This window comes from Streptomyces sp. AM25 (genome assembly GCF_058146165.1).
The window spans coordinates 279,352-296,080 of record NZ_JBKIWN010000009.1 but is presented as its reverse complement, the minus strand read 5'-3'; the positions used below and the strand labels follow the sequence as shown (position 1 = coordinate 296,080).

Here is a 16,729-nt window from a genome sequence, read left to right as displayed (position 1 = left end):
GGAACCCCTCTCGGCGGTGGCGATTTAGGTAAGGCTAACCTAAGCTACAGCTCGGCCGGGTGGAACCCCCATCCGGAAGGATCCGTACCGGAAGGCGGGAACGTGTCCCAACGTCGGCCTGTGGGCGTGCAGTTGGTGCACGTGCCACGCTTCCTCGGCGCTCTCGTGGCCCTGGCCGCCCTCGCGGCCGTGCTCACCGGCTGCGGCCCGTCGGCGGGCGGCACGTCCGGCGAAGGGCCGCGCCGGCAGGCGACAGCCGACCGCGTCGAGCCGCTCACGGACGCGCCGCCCCGCGCCCAACTCCCCGTAACCGTGTGGTCCGCCGACGGCCGCGACGTCACCGTGCGCAGCACGGACCGGATCGTGCCGCTGACCGGTTCCCTCTCCGAGATCGTCTTCACGCTCGGGCTCGGCGGGCACGTCGTGGCCCGGGACGTCACCGCCACATTCGAGCAGGCCCGTCGGCTGCCGGTCGTCACGCGGGCGCACGACGTCTCCGCGGAGAGCGTGCTCTCCCTCAGGCCCACGCTCGTGCTGGCAGAGACGACGACCGGCCCGGCGGAGGCCGTCGAGCAGATCCGGGCCGCCGGGATCCCGCTCGTCGTCCTCGACCCGGCGAAGCGGCTCGCGGACGTGGGCACCCGGATCGACAAGGTGGCGGCAGCCCTCGGAGTGGCCGACGCCGGGGCGCAGTTGCGGAAGCGAACCGAACAGCGCATCGAGGCGGCGCGCGGACGCATCCCGGAGGGTGCCGACCGGCCGCGGGTCGCCTTCCTCTACCTGCGCGGCTCGGCGTCCGTCTACCTCCTCGGCGGCCCGGGCTCGGGCGCGGACTCGCTCGTCGAGGCCGCGGGCGGCGTGGACGCGGGCAAGGCGTCCGGTCTGACGAAGGACTTCACGCCCCTCACCAGCGAGGCCCTCGCCAAGGCGGCGCCCGACGTCATCCTCGTGATGACCAAGGGCCTCGCCTCGGTGGGCGGCGTCGACGGCCTGCTGAAGATCCCGGGCGTCGGCCAGACGCCCGCGGGCCTCGACCGCCGCATCGCCTCGGTCGACGACGGCGTACTGCTGAACTTCGGCCCGCGCACGGATGCCGTGGTCGCTTCGCTGATCGAGCAGATCCATGCGCCTGCAAAGGGGAAGTGACGTGGCCCGGCCGGTGATCGCCGCCGCCATGGGCGTCGCGCTGCTCGCCCTGTGCCTGCTGTCCGCGGGGCTGGGCGCCTACGACATCCCCGTCGGGGACGTCGCCGGTTCGCTTCTGCACCGCACCGGGCTCGGCGGCGCCGCGCTCGACCGCGTCGGCGAGAGCGTGCTGTGGGACGTACGGCTCCCGCGCGTCGTCCTCGCCGTGCTCGTGGGGGCGTCGCTGGGGTGCGCGGGCGCGCTGATGCAGGGCGTGTTCGGCAACCCGCTCGCCGAGCCCGGCGTCATCGGCATCTCGGCGGGGGCGGCCGTCGGAGCGGTCGCCTCGATCGCCCTGGGCCTGTCGTTCCTGGGGACTTGGACGGTCACCGGCTGCGCCTTCGCGGCCGGCCTGGGGACCGTGCTGCTGGTGTACGTGCTGTCGCGCTCGGGCGGCCGTACCGAGGTGGTGACGCTGATCCTGACCGGTATCGCGGTGAACGCCTTCGCGGGCGCGCTGATCGGGCTGTGCGTCTTCGCCGCGGACAACGCGCAGATCACGCAGATCACCTTCTGGCAGCTGGGCTCGCTCGCCCAGGCGACCTGGCCGAAGGTGCTGGCCGTCCTGCCGTGTGCCCTGGCCGGGCTGGCCGTCGCGCCGTGGTACGCGCGGAAGTTGGACCTCCTCGCGCTCGGCGAGCGGCCGGCGCGGCACCTCGGGGTGGACGTGGAACGGCTGCGGCTGGTGCTGATCCTGGTGGTGGCCCTGCTGACGGCGGCCGCGGTGGCCGTGGCGGGGATCGTCACGTTCGTGGGCCTGCTGGTCCCGCACCTGCTCCGCATGGCGGCGGGCCCGTCCCACCGCTTCCTGATCCCGGGCAGCGCGCTCGGCGGTGCCCTTGTGCTGGTGGCGGCGGATCTGGCCGCCCGGACGGCGGCCGCCCCGGCGGAACTTCCGCTGGGGGTGCTGACGGCGTTGTTCGGGAGCCCGTTCTTCTTCTGGCTGTTGAGGAGGACGCGACGGAGGCAAGGGGGTTGGGGGTGAGGGGCCCCTCCCCGGGGGTGGTGCGTTCGGCTGCAGGCCGTCGGTGGCTGGTCGCGCCCACGCGGCGGAGCCGCATATCGATACAGCCCCGCGCCCCTGACGGGGCGCATCCGCCGGACGGTGCGTGATCGTGCCCCGAAGGGGCGCGGGGAACTGCGCGACCAGCCACGACGAACCCGCAGACGACGCACAGGAGACCACCCCACATGCTCGAAGCACGCAGTCTCACCGTCCACCGCGGCGGACGCCCCGTCCTCCGCTCCGTCGACCTCACCCTCACCCCCGGCGAAGTCACCGCCCTCGTCGGCCCCAACGGTGCCGGCAAGTCCACCCTGCTCGCCGCCCTCGCGGGCGACCTGCCCGCCGCCTCCGGCGAGGTCCGCATCGCCGGCCGCCCGGCCGGCGCGTGGACGCCTCGCGAACTCGCCCGGCACCGCGCCGTGTTGCCGCAGGACACCACGCTCTCGTTCCCCTTCGGCGTCGGGGACATCGTCCGCATGGGCCGGGCCCCCTGGGCCCGTACCCCCGCGGCGGCCGAGGACGACGAGGCCGTGGCGGCCGCCATGGCCGCCACCGAGGTCACCGCGTTCGCGTCCCGCCCGTTCACCGCACTCTCCGGCGGTGAACGGGCCCGCGTCGCCCTGGCCCGCGTGCTCGCGCAGCGCACCCCGCTCCTGCTGCTCGACGAACCGACCGCCGCGCTCGACCTCCGGCACCAGGAACTCGTCCTGCACGTCTGCCGCGAACGCGCCGCGGCCGGGGACGCCGTGGCCGTCGTGCTGCACGACCTCGGCCTCGCGGGCGCCTACGCCGACCGCGTGGCCGTGCTGCACGGCGGGCGGATCGTGGCCGACGGGCCGCCCGCCGACGTCTTCGAACCCGGCCTCCTGGGCCGGGTCTACGGGCAGCCGGTCGACGTCGTCGATCTTCCGGGCGCCGCGGGCCCGTTGGTGGTGCCGCAACGCCCACAGCGAAATCCGGCCATATGAGACCAGCGTCACACCATGCAGCGGTAAAGAGAAAGGCAAGCCTCATATAAGTTAGGGCCGCCTAAATAAGGTGATCCGCCCCCTTCGACCACGCCTGGAGTCCCTCCCCATGCGAGCCCTCCGCTCCTCCGCAGCCGCCGCCGTCGCGGCCATCGCGGCCCTCACCGCCGTGTCCGGCTGCGCCCAGAAGTCGGACGCCAAGGGCTCCGAGGCCGTCAAGGTCACCGCCACCGACGACAAGTGCGAGGTCTCGAAGACCTCGTTCCCGGCCGGGCACGTCACGCTCACCGTCGAGAACAAGGGCTCCAAGGTCACCGAGGTCTACGTCTACGCACCGGACGACCGGATCGTCACCGAGCGCGAGAACATAGGCCCGGGCACCAAGGCCGACATCACCGCGACGATCAAGGCCGGTTCGTACGAGATCGCCTGCAAGCCCGGCATGAAGGGCGACGGCATCCGCCAGAAGATCACCGTGACCGGCGGCGGCGCGCAGCAGAAGAGCGACCCGGAGCTGGACAAGGCGGTGGCCGAATACCGCCGTTACGTGCAGGAGCAGGCCGACGAGAGCGTCGCGGCGGCGCAGAAGTTCGCCGACGCCGTCAAGAGCGGCGACCTCGACGCGGCGAAGAAGGCCTACGCGCCCTCCCGCACCGGCTGGGAGCGCACCGAGCCCGTCGCCGAGTCCTTCGGCGACATCGACCCCAAGGTCGACGTCCGCGAGGACGGCCTGGAGAAGGACCAGAAGTGGACCGGCTGGCACCGGCTGGAGAAGTCCCTCTGGCAGGACGGGAAGATCACTGACGAGGACAAGGCCCTCGCCGACCAGCTGATGAAGGACCTCGAGGACTGGCGCAAGCGCGTCGGCACCGCCGAGCTCACCCCGACCGGCATGGCCAACGGCGCCAAGGAGCTCCTCGACGAGGTCTACCGCAACAAGATCACCGGCGAGGAGGAGCGCTACAGCCACACCGACCTCGACGACTTCGCGGCCAACGTGGAGGGTGCCGAGAAGGCCTACGGGCTCCTCAAGCCCGTCGCCGCCAAGCACGACGCCGCGCTCACGCAGGAGTTGGACAAGCAGTTCGAGGCCGTGAAGAAGGCCCTCGGCGACTACCGCGAGGGTGACGGCTTCAAGTCCTACGACACCGTCGGTCAGGACGACCGCAAGAAGCTCTCGGACGTGGTCAACGCGCTTTCCGAGCCGCTGTCCAAGCTCGCCGCGGCCGTCGCGAAGTAGGGCCTGCGCACCATGACCGACAGCACCGCTTCTCCTTCCCGCCGCGCCCTGCTCGGCTGGGGCGGCGCCGGCCTCGCCCTCGGCGCGGCCGCCGCGGGCGGCACCGCCGCCGCCCTGCGGCTGGGCGACGGCTCGCAGCCCGCCGCCTCCGCCGGTGACGCCGTGCCCTTCCACGGCGCCCACCAGGCCGGCATCGCCACGCCCGTCCAGGACCGGCTGCACTTCGCGGCCTTCGACGTGACCACCACCGACCGGGCCGCGCTCGTCGCCCTGTTGAAGGAGTGGACGGCCGCGGCCGCGGCGATGACCGCCGGGCGCGAGGTCGGCGACGGAGCGATCAGTGACAACGAGGAGCTGCCGCCGGACGACACCGGCGAGGCCCTCGGCCTCAAGCCGTCCCGGCTGACGCTGACCTTCGGCGTGGGCCCGGGGCTGTTCGAGAAGGACGGCAAGGACCGCTTCGGGCTCAAGTCCCGCCGCCCGCAGGCCCTGATCGACCTGCCCGCCTTCCCCGGCGACAATCTCGACGCGGCCCGCAGCGGCGGCGACCTGTGCGTCCAGGCCTGCGCGGACGACCCGCAGGTCGCGGTGCACGCGATCCGCAACCTGGCCCGCATCGGCATGGGCCGCGTCGCCATCCGCTGGTCCCAACTCGGCTTCGGCAAGACCTCGTCCACGACCCCGGACGCCCAGACCCCGCGCAACATGATGGGGTTCAAGGACGGCACCCGGAACATCGCGGGCACCGAGACCGCGCGCCTCGACAAGCACGTGTGGGTGAGCGGGAAGGACGGCCCGGACTGGCTGTCCGGCGGCTCCTACCTCGTCGCGCGCCGTATCCGGATGCACGTCGAGACCTGGGACCGCGCCTCGCTGAAGGACCAGGAGGACACCTTCGGCCGCACCAAGGGCGAGGGCGCCCCGCAGGGGAAGCAGCGCGAGCACGACGAGCCCGACCTCAGGGCCATGAAGGCCGACGCCCACGTGCGGCTGGCCCACCCGGACAGCAACGGCGGCGTGACGATCCTGCGCCGCGGCTACTCCTTCACCGACGGCACGGACGGCCTGGGCCGCCTGGACGCGGGCCTGTTCTTCATCGCGTACCAGCGCGACGTCCGGGACGGGTTCGTCCCGCTGCAGCGCCGGCTCGCGGCGAAGGACGCCCTCAACGAGTACATCCAGCACGTGGGTTCGGCGGTCTTCGCCGTCCCGCCGGGCGTCCGGGACGAGGACGACTGGTGGGGCAGGGCCCTGTTCGCGTGACCGACGACGGCAACTGCACGGAAGGGGACGCCGCGTGTTCGGCAACTACCTGATCGGCCTGCGCGAGGGCCTGGAGGCCAGCCTGGTCGTCTGCATCCTCGTCGCCTACCTGGTCAAGACCGGGCGCAAGGACGCCCTGCCGCCGGTCTGGACCGGCATCGCCGCCGCGGTGCTGCTCAGCATGGGCTTCGGCGCGGTGCTCCAGTACGGCTCGCGGACCATGACGTTCGAGGCCCAGGAGGCGCTCGGCGGCTCGCTGTCGGTGATCGCGGTCGGCCTGGTGACGTGGATGGTCTTCTGGATGCGGCGCACCGCGCGGCACCTGAAGAAGGAGCTGCACGGCAAGCTGGACGCGGCGCTGGCGATGGGCACCACCGCGCTCGTCGTCACGGCCTTCCTCGCCGTCGGCCGGGAGGGCCTGGAGACGGCGCTGTTCATCTGGACGGCCGTGCAGGCCACGGACGACGGTGTACGGCCGCTCGTCGGCGCCCTGTTGGGGCTGCTGACGGCCGTGGTGCTGGGCTGGTTGTTCTACCGCGGCGCGCTGAGGATCAACCTGGCGAAGTTCTTCACCTGGACCGGCGGCATGCTCGTCGTGGTCGCCGCGGGCGTGCTCGCCTACGGCTTCCACGACCTGCAGGAGGCCGGCATCCTGCCGGGCCTGGGCAGCAAGGCCTTCGACGTCAGCGAGCAGGTGCCCGCCGACAGCTGGTACGGCACGCTGCTGAAGGGCGTCTTCAACTTCCAGCCGGACCCGACCTGGCTGCAGGTCGCGGTGTGGGCGCTGTACCTGGTGCCGACCCTCGTGGTGTTCTTCGCACCGCCCCGGGCTGCTGCATTCTCCCGGGGGGCGACCCCCGGACCCCCGGCCGGAACTGCAGGCCAAGAGGGCTCCCCGGACGGTCACGGCGCCGACAACGCCGGTAAGGTAGCGCAGCCGTCCCCTGCCGCAACCGAGGAGTCCACGCACCATGAGACGCCGGCCGCCACGTCGGGTGTTCGGAGCCCTGCTGTCGCTGACGGTGCTCGTGACGACAGCGACCGGGTGCATGACGGTGCACGGCGAGCGGGCGGTCATCCCGGCGGCGTCCAAGGCTGAGGCCGCCGAGGCCCTCAAGCACTTCACCGACGGCTACACCGACGCGTACCGCAGGCTCGACCCGGCCCTCGTGGACCGGGTCGAGACCGGTGCGCTGGCCGAGATAGGCCGGGCCGACCTGGCCGTCCAGCGGGCGGCGACGCCCGGCGGCAACCCGGGCTACCCGGCGCTCGTGCTGGACGACGCCCGGTTCACGATTCCCAAGATGGCGGGCTGGCCGAAGTTCTTCGTCGCCGACACCCGCAGCAACCGCGACGGCAACCGCTGGCTCGTGGTCTTCACCCGCTCCCACGCCGGCAAGCCCTGGAAGGCGGCGTACCTGTCGCTGCTCGCCGACGGCAAGGTGCCGGCCTTCGCGACGGACGCCGACGGGTACGCGCAGGCCGTGCCGGCCCGCGACGCGGACGGGCTCGCCGCCGCCCCCGGTGCACTGAGCCAGGCGTACGCGGACTACCTGCGCACCGGAAGGAGCGCGGTCCTCGCCGACGGCCCGGCCACCTCGGGGCTGCGCGCGGACCGCGCGCCGCTGGCCCGTACGCCCAACTTCTGGACCGAGTTCATCGACACGCCCGACGCGGCCCCCGGCTTCCCGTCCCCGGCGCTGCGCACCAAGGACGGCGGCGCGCTGGTGTTCGTCACCGCGCACCACCGGGAGAAGCGCACCATGGCGCAGGGCGTGACCCCCACGATCTCCGACGCGCGCACGAAGGCGCTGCTGACGGGCGACCTGAGGACCGCGGTGACGTTCACGCGGGTCTCGGAGTCGGCGGTGCAGGTGCCGGCGAGCGGCCGGGCCGTCTTCCTCAACCGGATCGAGTCGCTGACCGCCGCCAGGGGCGAGTAGCCCGCGGATCCCCGGGTCACCGGGTTCCCGGATCCTCAGTGGCCGATGGGCCAGGGGGCGTGCTCGTGGTCCGAACGGCCGTCCGCGTACTGGGCGCAGGCGTCGGTCAGGGTCTCCAGCAGCGTCAGCGGGTCCGGCAGCGGGCGCTCGGCGCCGTGCAGCCACTGCACGCGGCCGTCACCCGGCAGCTGCGAGGGCGGGAGCAGGACGTAGCTGCCGCGGCAGTGCCAGCGCAGGCCGGGGTGCTCGTCCATCGTCTCGGGGTGGCAGTCCAGCTCGCAGGGCCACCACTCGTCCTCGTCGTCCGGGGTGCCGCGGGTCGCGGTGAAGAAGAGCATGCGGTCGGGGTCGACGGTGGCCACCGGGCCGACCTCGACGCCGGCCGCGAGGAGCCGGTCCAGCGCCTGGCGGCCCGCCTCGGCGGGCACGTCGAGGACGTCGTGGGCGATGCCCGTCGCGGTGACGAAGTTGGCCTCCGGCTGGGAGCGCAGCCACTTGGTCACCTTCTCGGCGTCCGTGGTGGCGAGGGTGGACCAGGCGAAGGAGACGGGGTGCCGGCCGGGCGTGGGACAGCCGATGCGCTCGCAGGAACAGCCGTAGCCCGAGGGGTGCGCGGCCGGGGCCAGGGGGAAGCCCGCGGCGGCCGCGGCCAGGAGCAGCTCCTCGCGGGCGGCCGGCGCCGCCCCCGTGCCCGTATCGCCGCCCGCTCCGCTCCTGGGGCGGCGCAGCCACTGGGAGAATCTGCTCTTGCGTTCCATCTATCCCCTCACTTCGACCGCGGTCTCCGGTCAATGCTGCCACCATCCTGCGCCCGGTGTGACCGCCGGACGCATCCGGGGGGTGTGAGACCGGCCGCTCGGGACGGGTCCCGGGACGGGTTCAGCGGGGGGCGATGCCGCGGAGTGCGAGGTCGACGACGGCGTCGGCGTACTCGTGGGTAAGCGGGAGGGTGCGGGTCTGCCAGCGGTGGTAGAGGGGGCCCACCAGGAGTTCGACGGCGATGCGCGGGTCGACGCGGGCGTCGATCTGCCCGGCCTCCTGGGCCGTGCGGAACCGGCGCACGTAGGCCTGGAGCTGGGGTTCGAGGACCTTCTCGGTGAGCGCCCCGGCCAGCTGCAGGTCGTTCTGCGCCTCGGCGGTCAGCGCGCGGGTGGGGGCGTCGAGGCGGGGGTCGTTGAGCTCGTCCACCGTGGCCCGCAGGACGGTCCTGAGGTCGGCCTCGAGGTCGCCGGTGTCCGGCAGTTCCACGCTCTCGGCGTCGGTGCCCTCGGGCAGGCACGCCTCGAAGAGGACGGCGGCCTTGGAGGGCCACCAGCGGTAGATCGTCTGCTTGCCGACGCCCGCGCGGGCGGCGATGGCCTCGATGGTGAGGCGCTGGTATCCGCTCTCACCGACCAGTTCGAGGGCGGCGTCGAGGATCGCGCGGCGGGAACGCTCGCTGCGGCGGGTGGAGTCGGGCGTCTTGGCAGTCATGACGTGCGAGTGTACCGAGCCGGTGAGACGGACCGTTTCGCCTTCCGGGCGTGGAAAAAGGCACGGGAGAGCCACCGGTAAACCACCCGTACGGTTCATGCGCGCAGGTCGCCGAACGTGGACCATTTGGGCACGTGCGAGCTCTCGCACGTGCCCAACCCCACTGTGAGGAGCGCGACTTGCGTACGACCCAGCGTGCTTTCACCCCGCGTCGCTACTTGATGTGCCCGCCGGTGCACTTCCGGGTGACGTACTCGATCAACCCGTGGATGGACCCGGGCAAACCGGTCGATCTGCCGCTCGCGCTCGCCCAGTGGGAAGAACTCCGCGACCGCTACCGCGCCCTCGGCCACACCGTCGAGGAGCTGGCCCCCCGCCCCGGCCTGCCCGACATGGTCTACGCGGCCAACGGCGCCACGGTCGTCGACGGCCGGGTGCTGGGCGCCCGCTTCGCCCACCCCGAGCGCTGGGCCGAGGCGGAGGTGCACCTGGAGTGGTTCCGCACGCACGGGTACACCGAGGTGTACGAACCGGCGCACATCAACGAGGGCGAGGGCGACTTCGCCGTCACCGCCTCCTGGCTGCTGGCCGGGCGGGGCTTCCGCAGCAGCCCGCTCTCGCACGCCGAGGCCCAGGAGTTCTTCGGCCGCCCCGTCGTCGGACTCGACCTCGTCGACCCCCGCTACTACCACCTGGACACGGCGCTGTGCGTCCTCGACGAGGCGGGCGACGAGGTCATGTACTACCCCGGCGCCTTCTCGGCGGGCAGCAGAGCCGTGCTGCGGCGGCTGTTCCCCGACGCGCTGATCGCCGCCGAGGAGGACGCCGCGGCCCTCGGCCTGAACGCCGTCTCCGACGGGCGCCACGTGCTGCTCCCGCAGGCGGCGGTGGGCCTGTTCGGGCCGCTGCGGGAGAGAGGCTACGAACCGCTCGGGATCGATCTGGGCGAGCTGCTCAAGGGCGGCGGCAGTGTGAAGTGCTGCACGCAGGAGCTGCGTCAGGCCCCGTCCTCCTCCGGAGGCCAGCTGTCGCCCCAGCCGGTGTCGCGCGCAGCCCTGTAGAGGGGACCGTGGCGCTTGGTCACGGTCTCCCGGGTCAGGCCCTCCTCCGGCGTGCACAGCTCCAGGAGGACCTGGCCCTTGCGGATCTGCGGCTTGCGCACCACGCGGGCCGGGGCGTCCGGCAGCTCGCCGGTGCGCACGGCGGCCACGTACGAGAACTTCTCGTCCTCGTACGCCAGCGAACCGCCCTTGACCTGCCGGTGCAGCGAGGAACGGCTCACGCGGGCGGAGAAGTGGCACCAGTCGGTGCCCCGCTCGATGGGGCAGGCCGCGCTGTGCGGGCAGGGGGCGACCACGCGGAAGCCCGCGGCGATCAGCCGGTCGCGGGCCTCGATGATCCGCAGGTAGCCGTCCGGGGTGCCCGGTTCGATCATGACGACGGCCGAGGCGGCCCGGGCCGCCTCCTCGGTCACCGCGCGCCGCCCGTCCTCGGTGAGTTCGCCGAGGACGTAGGAGACGGTGACCAGGTCGGCGTCGGGGAGGGCGAGCGAGGCGTCGATCGCCTGCCGCTTCCACTGCGCGGTGCGCAGGGGCTCGGAGGCGGCGCCGCCCGCGAGTTCGGCGCCCAGCGCCAGGGCCGGCTCGGCCCAGTCCAGGACCGTGGTGCGGTGCGCGCCCTCGGGCCAGGCCGCCGCGACGGCCCAGGTGGCGGCGCCGGTCCCGCCGCCGACGTCCACGTGCGAGGCGGGGACGAAGTCCGGCAGCCGGTCCCGGAACGCCTCCAGGGCCGAGCACACGGCCTCGAAGGTGGCGGGCATCCGGTAGGCCGCGTACGCGGCGACGTCGGACCGGTCGCGCAGCACCGGGGCGTGGGTCGGGGTGCGCCCCCGGTAGTTGGTGATCAGCCGCTCGACGGCCCGGGCGGCCTGCCTGGGCGGCAGCCCGTCGAGGAGGCCGGCGAGGGCGGTGCGCAGGGTTTCGCCGGTCGGTGCATGTGCGGGGGCGTGCATTTGCCGCATTCTATGCGGCGTCCCTGCGCTGCCACGGCCGGCACAGCCCCACGAAACAGGCGACGGCCGCCAGCGCGCAGCCCAGCTGCACCACCGCCATCGGCACGGCCGTGTGCTCGCCCGCGATGCCGACCAGCGGCGAGGCGACCGCGCCGAGCAGGAAGGTGGACGTGCCGAGCAGCGCCGAGGCGGAGCCCGCGGCGTTGCGGGAGCGCATCAGCGCCTGGGCGCTGGTGTTGGGCATGGCGAGCCCCATGGCGGACATCAGGACGAACAGTCCGGCGGCGACGGGCACGAGCCCGGGCCGGCCGAACACCCCCGAGGTCATGAGCAGCAGCGCGACGGCGGAGAGGGTGACCACGGCGAGGCCGATGCCGAGGACCACGTCGAGGGAGAAGCGCCCGGCCAGGACCTTGCCGTTGATCTGGCCGACGAGCACGAGCCCGACGGAGTTGAGCCCGAAGAGCAGACTGAAGGTCTGCGGGGAGGCGTGGTAGATGTCCTGGATGACGAAGGGCGACGCGGAGATGTAGGCGAAGAGCGCGGCGAAGCTGAACCCGCCCGCGAGCACGTAGCCGGTGAACACGCGGTCGGCGAGCAGCCCGCGCATGGTCTGCAGGGCCTGCACCACACCGCCGTCGTGCCGCCGCTCCGGCGGCAGCGTCTCCGGGATCCCCCGCCAGACGACCAGGCAGAGCAGCGCGCCGACCACCGTGAGGACGACGAACACCCCGCGCCAGTCCGTCAGCCGCAGCACCTGGCCGCCGATGAGCGGCGCGACGACGGGGGCCACCCCGGAGATCAGCATCAGGGTGGAGAAGAACCGGGCCATGGCCACGCCGTCGTAGAGATCGCGCACGACGGCCCGCGCGATGACGATCCCGGCGGCCCCGGCCAGTCCCTGCACGAGCCGGCACCCGATGAGCACCCCGGCCCCGGGCGCGAGCGCACACGCGGCCGTGGCGATCACATAGACCACCATCCCGGCGAGCAACGGCCGCCGCCGCCCCCACTTGTCACTCATGGGCCCCACGACGAGCTGCCCGAGCGCCATCCCCATGAGGCAGGCGGTGAGCGTGAGTTGCACGGTGGCGGCGGGACTGTGCAGGGCCCCGGTGACCTCCGGCAGGGCCGGGAGGTACATGTCCATGGACAGCGGCGGGAGCGCGGTGAGCGCCCCGAGCACAAGCGTGACGACGAGCCCCGCGGGGGCGGGGCCGGGGGTGGATATGCGGGGGCGGGCGGGGGTCGGGGTGGTGGGGGCGTCGGTGGGCATGGGGTCCATGATGCCGCGGTCGTGTTCTTTCGCCGTTCGCGGGACCGGGCGGCTACCCCGCCATCGAGAACCAGGCGCCGGCCCCGCCCACGATGAGGATCGCCACGAAGGCCTGCACCTGGGCCGCCTTGGACAGCGCGTTGTCCCGGTTGTATCCGTTCGCCGCGATGTCCAGTGCCTTGCCCCGGAGTTCCTTCCGGCGCCCCGCGAGCCCGAGCGGGACTCCGAGGAGCACCGACACGTACAGCGGGAGGGACACCTCGGCATTGTGGTGCTTCACTACGGCGCTGACCGCCACGAGCAGCACGGCGGCAAAAGGCGCGAGGGAGAGCTGCACCTTGTAGCGCCGATTCGGCATGCCAGGGACGAAAAAGGCAAGAAACGTAAACGTTGCCGCGATGGCCGTCACCCACCAGACATACAAGGGAAGATCCGGAGGATGCACGTCATTCTCCTCGGACGGCTGGGCCGCCCTGAGCGGACCCGGCAGCAGTGGGGTCGGCCTTGTTCCCGACCCCAAGGCGCCGACCCGCGGCTTGAAATACACGGACGGATGGTGACGCCTTCCGGCAGTGAGGCCCTGAAGCCGGCGTCGGCTGCAGGGCCTCACCGGGTTCCGCCGGATCCGCCGACTGCAAAGGTCACACGAAGGTGAACCACGCCATGAGCGCACCCAGGACGATCACCGCAAAGGTCAACTGGACGAGCATTCCACGGGAGGGCTTGTGCTCCGCGCTCTCCCCGTGTTCCGCGTGGTCCAGGATCATCTGACGCAGTTCCCGGTGATGTCCCGCCAGCCCGGCGGGGAGGACCAGGGCGGCAGTGGAATACATCGGCAGCAGCATCTCCAGCGTCAGGCCCTTCAGCAGCGCCGATGTCACGCCGAACACCGCCATGAACACGGGCCCGAAGCAAACCTGGACCTTGTACTTCCGGACCGGCATGAGCCAGACGAAGAAGACCAGGTAGACCAGCGTGGCGGCGATGGAGACGATCCACCAGGCGTACAGGGGGACTTCAGGAGCATGCACGTCGTTTTCCTTCACCCCGTGGGAGCCCGCGCGGCGGGCCCCCACGGTCATCGTTCTGTGCCGGTTCCCACGGCTAGCTGAAGAGGCCCACGATCCCGGAAATGGCTTCGTGCGCGATCCGCGAGCCGGTCGTGACGACCGTCCGCGATGCGGCCGACTTGATCACCGCGCTGACGCCCGAACCGATGCCGCCGAGCGCGAGCGAAGCGACACCGGAGATGAAGCCCGAGCTGCTGAACCCGTCCGCGTAAGCGTACAGCCCGGTGCTGATCACGCCGAGGCCGACCGAGATGCCTCCCAGGATGGGTGCGGAGAACTCACCGACCACGGGAATGGCCAGCGATGCCGCTCCCACGATGCCCACCCAGGAGGATGCCGTACTCAGGTTCTTGGCCCACTCGCGGGCGCCGGCCTTGCCGTCTCCGCCGCCGCCCGAGCCGGAGCCCTTGCCGGGAACGTTGACGGTGTCATTGCCCGGGTTGTCGGCGGGGTTGGTGTTGTTCTGCTTGTTCTGCCGAGCCTGCTCCGCGGCCTTGGCCGCAGCAGCCGCCTCCTCCTGCTGACGCTTCTGGATGGCGATGCTGTTGGCCTCGCTGGCAGCCTGGGAGGCCGCAGCGGCGTCCTTGCCCGCGGCGCTGGCCGACTGGGCGGCGTTGGCGGCCGAGGCCTGGGCGGAGGCAGCCGATGCCGAGGCATCCTGCGCGGAGGAAGCGGCCTGATTGGCCGAGTAATTGGCCTGGCGGCTGGCCGTCTGGGCCGTGGCTGCCGCGTCCTTGGCCTTCCTGGCGGAATCGGCCGCGGCAGCAGCCGAGGCGTCGGCCTCCTTGGCCTTGGCGTTCGCCTGGGCGGCGTAGTCGCCGGCGTCCTTGGCCGAGGCGCGGGCCTTGGCCGCCCACTCGCCGGCCTCCGTGGCCTTGTCACGGGCGTGCGCGGCCACCTCGTAGGCCTCGTAGGCGTTCTGGTTCGCGGTGGCCGCGGCGCGGGCGGCATTGGCGATCAGCGCCTGGACGGAGGCGATGTGTGTGGCGGTGTCCTGGTCCAGCCGGGCGGCCTTGTACCGGACACGGGTGACGAAGTCGTGCTGCATCCACGCCGGCCCGTTCATCGCCACCTGGGCTGCGGCCTTCACGTTGTCGCCCGCGCCGTTCATGGTCCGGAGCGTCTCGACCTGGTCGTCCTCCTGCTGAGCCTGGCGATAGCCATTGGCCAGGAAGGTGGCGAGAGCCTTGACGCTGCCGTCGTCCATGGCCGCGCCGGCCGCCTTCTTGACAGCCGGACCGGCGCCGTTCATCAGCCTGAGGACCTGGACCTGGTAGTCCTGCGACTGAACGTCGTAGACGCCCTGGGTGAGGAACTGCTCCACCCGGCCCGCGTCGTTGCTCTGCAGCGTCTTGGTGGCCGCATCGGCCAGGCCCGGTCCGCCGATCTTGGCGAGGTAGAGAACCTTCTCCCGGTCGTCCTGTTGCTGGGCTTCCTTGTAGTCCTTCCGGACCCAGGTGGCCACGGCCTCGTCCGGGCCCGAGAGAGCGGTCTGGGCCGCCGCGCGGGTCCACGTGCCAGTGCTGTCCAGCAGGTTGACGGCCGCCCTGCGGCCGAGGTCGGCCACCGCCTTGGTGTCGTTCCCGGCGGCGGCCTTGTCCAGCAGCTGCCTGGTCGCCCCGTCGGTCGCAGCGGCCTGGGTCTGTAGGCTGTTCTGCTGGTCGTGCGTGGCCTGGTCGGCCTTGGCAAGGGCCTCGGCCTCCTCGATGCCGAGCTTCATGTCGGCATCCAGCTTGGCCTTCTCGCTCTCGCGGGCGAGCTTCTCGACGTTCTGCGCCTGCGTCACCGCAGCGGACGCCACCTTGGCAGCCGCGATGGCGTTGTTGGCGTGGTCGGTGGCCTTGTTCGCCCAGTCCTGGGCCTTGCCCGCCTGGGCCGCGGCCTCGTCGGCGGCCTTCGCGGCCTTCTCCGCGTGGTCGGCCGCGCTGTTGGCGGCGTCGTGCGCATCGTGTGCGGCGGACGCGGCCTGGGAGGCGAGCGACTGAGCGCGGCCGGCGGCCTCAGTGGCCTCGCCGGCAGCGCTGCGGGCAACGTCGGCAGCGTCACGGGCGCGGCGCGCCTGCACGTTCGCCTCGCCGGCGTAGCTGCCGGCGTCCGCTGCGGCAGCGGCAGCATCCGCGGCGTTCTGCGCGGCGCGGGCGGCGGCGGCACCGGAACGACCGGCCTCGGCACTGGCGTTGGCGGCGTCCTCGGCGGCCGAGGCCGCGGTGCGGGCACCGGCCGCGGCGTCCCGTGCAGCCTGCGCGGCCCGCCGGGCCGACGCGGCCTCGCTCGCATTGCCGGCAGCAGCGGAGGCAGCGGAGTACGCACGCGCGGCGGCCTGGCCGGCGGCAGCGGCCGCGGAGGCAGCGGCCTGGGCGGCAGCGGCGGCCGTACGGGCTGCGGACACCGCCGTGTTGGACGCCTCGATGGCGGTCCGCGCCGCGTCGGCGGCGCCCTCGGCAGCAGCGGCGGCGCGGTTGGCGGCCTGGCCGGCCCGCTGGAGGTCGTCCTTGGCCGCCGCGGTCTCCTTGGCAGCCTTCTGTGCAGCCTCCTTGGCCTTCGCCGCGGCCTCCTCGGCACGCGCCGAGGCCTCCTTGGCAGCGTCGGTCTCGGCCTTGGCCCGCTTTCCGGCCTCCGTCGCGACGTCGGCGAGCTGGGAGACCGTCAGGGTCTCCTGATCGCGCGAGCGAGCCAGGTTCACCCCGGTCTCGAGGAACTCCCGGATGTCCTGGGCGGATCCGTCGAGCGCACGCTGCGCCTGCTTCTTCACCTCCGGTCCGCCCGCGCCCATGATCTTGAGCACCTGGACGCGGTCGTCGTCCTCCTGGGCGTCGGCCCTGCCCTTGTTGAGGAACTTCTCCAGCACCTCGGCAGAGCCGTCGTCCAGCGCCTTCTGTGCCGCCGCGCGCACACCGGGGCCGGCATTGTTCATGGCCGCCAGGACCGCAACCCGCCGGTCGTCGTCCAGCGGGTTCTTGTAGCCCGACTTCACGAACTCGTGGATGTCCGCGTCCGAGCCGCTCAGGGCCTTCGAGGCGGCCGCACGCACACCGCTGCCGGACGAGCTGAGCATCTTCAGGGCGGCGAAGCGCTCGTCCTCGGCGGACGCACGGTCGAGTCCCTGCCTCAGGAAGGCGTCGATGTCCGTGTCGGAGCCGGCCAGCGCCTTCGCGGCGGCGTCCTTGGTGGCGATGCCTCCGAGGGTCCAGGCCTGGACCACCTGCGCCCGAGCGTCCGCCGGCAGCGGCGGACCACCTGCATCGGCAGGTGCGGCCTGGGCCACCGTGGTACCGAACACCGTTGCGGCCATGG

General features: G+C 72.7%; 15 protein-coding genes. 8 read left to right on the top strand and 7 right to left on the bottom strand.

Features of this window, described 5'->3' with window-relative positions:
* Window positions 1-120: 120 nt before the first annotated feature.
* The 7 genes from ACLHRZ_RS14050 (at window position 121) to ACLHRZ_RS14020 (ending at window position 7,605) form a co-directional block, all read left to right on the top strand.
* Window positions 121-1,146, top strand: a complete 1,026-nt coding sequence (locus tag ACLHRZ_RS14050) for a heme/hemin ABC transporter substrate-binding protein (RefSeq protein WP_490418725.1) — start codon at window positions 121-123, stop codon at window positions 1,144-1,146.
* A 1-nt stretch (window position 1,147) separates the two neighbouring features.
* Window positions 1,148-2,170, top strand: a complete 1,023-nt coding sequence (locus ACLHRZ_RS14045) for a FecCD family ABC transporter permease (RefSeq protein WP_490418724.1) — start codon at window positions 1,148-1,150, stop codon at window positions 2,168-2,170.
* Window positions 2,171-2,376: 206 nt separating this feature from the next.
* Window positions 2,377-3,159 carry a heme ABC transporter ATP-binding protein gene (locus ACLHRZ_RS14040; RefSeq protein ID WP_490418723.1) on the top strand — a complete coding sequence of 261 codons (783 nt, stop codon included), beginning with the start codon at window positions 2,377-2,379 and terminating at the stop codon, window positions 3,157-3,159.
* A gap of 109 nt (window positions 3,160-3,268) precedes the next feature.
* The gene (gene efeO / locus ACLHRZ_RS14035; protein ID WP_490418722.1) at window positions 3,269-4,399 is read left to right on the top strand and encodes an iron uptake system protein EfeO; all 1,131 of its coding nucleotides are present in this window, start codon (window positions 3,269-3,271) and stop codon (window positions 4,397-4,399) included.
* Window positions 4,400-4,411: 12 nt separating this feature from the next.
* Window positions 4,412-5,662 (top strand): iron uptake transporter deferrochelatase/peroxidase subunit, encoded by a 1,251-nt coding sequence (gene efeB / locus ACLHRZ_RS14030; RefSeq protein WP_490418721.1) that lies wholly within the window; start codon window positions 4,412-4,414, stop codon window positions 5,660-5,662.
* 34 nt (window positions 5,663-5,696) lie between these two features.
* Complete coding sequence (gene efeU / locus ACLHRZ_RS14025; protein ID WP_490418720.1) at window positions 5,697-6,761, top strand: iron uptake transporter permease EfeU; 1,065 nt, start codon at window positions 5,697-5,699, stop codon at window positions 6,759-6,761.
* The gene (locus ACLHRZ_RS14020; protein WP_490418719.1) at window positions 6,712-7,605 is read left to right on the top strand and encodes an SCO2278 family lipoprotein; all 894 of its coding nucleotides are present in this window, start codon (window positions 6,712-6,714) and stop codon (window positions 7,603-7,605) included. Before efeU ends, ACLHRZ_RS14020 begins: the two co-directional genes overlap by 50 nt.
* A gap of 35 nt (window positions 7,606-7,640) precedes the next feature.
* Here ACLHRZ_RS14020 and ACLHRZ_RS14015 read toward each other — a convergent pair whose 3' ends face one another.
* Window positions 7,641-8,363 carry a bifunctional DNA primase/polymerase gene (locus tag ACLHRZ_RS14015; protein ID WP_490418718.1) on the bottom strand — a complete coding sequence of 241 codons (723 nt, stop codon included), beginning with the start codon at window positions 8,361-8,363 and terminating at the stop codon, window positions 7,641-7,643.
* 121 nt (window positions 8,364-8,484) lie between these two features.
* Window positions 8,485-9,078: a TetR/AcrR family transcriptional regulator gene (locus ACLHRZ_RS14010; RefSeq protein ID WP_490418717.1), complete on the bottom strand. Its 594-nt coding sequence runs from the start codon at window positions 9,076-9,078 to the stop codon at window positions 8,485-8,487.
* A gap of 179 nt (window positions 9,079-9,257) precedes the next feature.
* Between ACLHRZ_RS14010 and ddaH the strand changes: the two genes are divergently transcribed.
* The gene (ddaH, locus tag ACLHRZ_RS14005) at window positions 9,258-10,139 is read left to right on the top strand and encodes a dimethylargininase (RefSeq protein ID WP_490418716.1); all 882 of its coding nucleotides are present in this window, start codon (window positions 9,258-9,260) and stop codon (window positions 10,137-10,139) included.
* Here the strand turns inward: ddaH and ACLHRZ_RS14000 are convergent.
* From ACLHRZ_RS14000 to ACLHRZ_RS13980, 5 genes are all read right to left on the bottom strand, one after another.
* Entirely contained in the window at window positions 10,076-11,089 is a 1,014-nt protein-coding gene (locus ACLHRZ_RS14000) for a small ribosomal subunit Rsm22 family protein (RefSeq protein WP_490418715.1), read from the bottom strand. The two genes, ddaH and ACLHRZ_RS14000, sit on opposite strands and share 64 nt — an antisense overlap.
* Window positions 11,090-11,099: 10 nt before the next feature.
* The gene (locus tag ACLHRZ_RS13995) at window positions 11,100-12,365 is read right to left on the bottom strand and encodes a multidrug effflux MFS transporter (protein ID WP_490418714.1); all 1,266 of its coding nucleotides are present in this window, start codon (window positions 12,363-12,365) and stop codon (window positions 11,100-11,102) included.
* Window positions 12,366-12,417: 52 nt separating this feature from the next.
* Window positions 12,418-12,723 carry a hypothetical protein gene (locus tag ACLHRZ_RS13990; RefSeq protein WP_490418713.1) on the bottom strand — a complete coding sequence of 102 codons (306 nt, stop codon included), beginning with the start codon at window positions 12,721-12,723 and terminating at the stop codon, window positions 12,418-12,420.
* A gap of 283 nt (window positions 12,724-13,006) precedes the next feature.
* The gene (locus ACLHRZ_RS13985) at window positions 13,007-13,396 is read right to left on the bottom strand and encodes a hypothetical protein (protein WP_490418712.1); all 390 of its coding nucleotides are present in this window, start codon (window positions 13,394-13,396) and stop codon (window positions 13,007-13,009) included.
* A 73-nt stretch (window positions 13,397-13,469) separates the two neighbouring features.
* Window positions 13,470-16,727 carry an ALF repeat-containing protein gene (locus tag ACLHRZ_RS13980; RefSeq protein ID WP_490418711.1) on the bottom strand — a complete coding sequence of 1,086 codons (3,258 nt, stop codon included), beginning with the start codon at window positions 16,725-16,727 and terminating at the stop codon, window positions 13,470-13,472.
* Between the last annotated feature and the right edge of the window lie 2 nt (window positions 16,728-16,729).

Coding starts and splice junctions, on each gene's coding strand:
- ACLHRZ_RS13995 (WP_490418714.1), bottom strand. CDS start 12,365: ATGCCCACCGACGCCCCCACCACCCCGACCCCCGCCCGCCCCCGCATA.
- ACLHRZ_RS13980 (WP_490418711.1), bottom strand. CDS start 16,727: ATGGCCGCAACGGTGTTCGGTACCACGGTGGCCCAGGCCGCACCTGCC.
- ACLHRZ_RS14000 (WP_490418715.1), bottom strand. CDS start 11,089: ATGCACGCCCCCGCACATGCACCGACCGGCGAAACCCTGCGCACCGCC.
- ACLHRZ_RS14020 (WP_490418719.1), top strand. CDS start 6,712: ATGACGGTGCACGGCGAGCGGGCGGTCATCCCGGCGGCGTCCAAGGCT.
- efeB (WP_490418721.1), top strand. CDS start 4,412: ATGACCGACAGCACCGCTTCTCCTTCCCGCCGCGCCCTGCTCGGCTGG.
- ACLHRZ_RS14010 (WP_490418717.1), bottom strand. CDS start 9,078: ATGACTGCCAAGACGCCCGACTCCACCCGCCGCAGCGAGCGTTCCCGC.
- ACLHRZ_RS13990 (WP_490418713.1), bottom strand. CDS start 12,723: ATGCCGAATCGGCGCTACAAGGTGCAGCTCTCCCTCGCGCCTTTTGCC.
- ACLHRZ_RS14015 (WP_490418718.1), bottom strand. CDS start 8,363: ATGGAACGCAAGAGCAGATTCTCCCAGTGGCTGCGCCGCCCCAGGAGC.
- ACLHRZ_RS14040 (WP_490418723.1), top strand. CDS start 2,377: ATGCTCGAAGCACGCAGTCTCACCGTCCACCGCGGCGGACGCCCCGTC.
- efeO (WP_490418722.1), top strand. CDS start 3,269: ATGCGAGCCCTCCGCTCCTCCGCAGCCGCCGCCGTCGCGGCCATCGCG.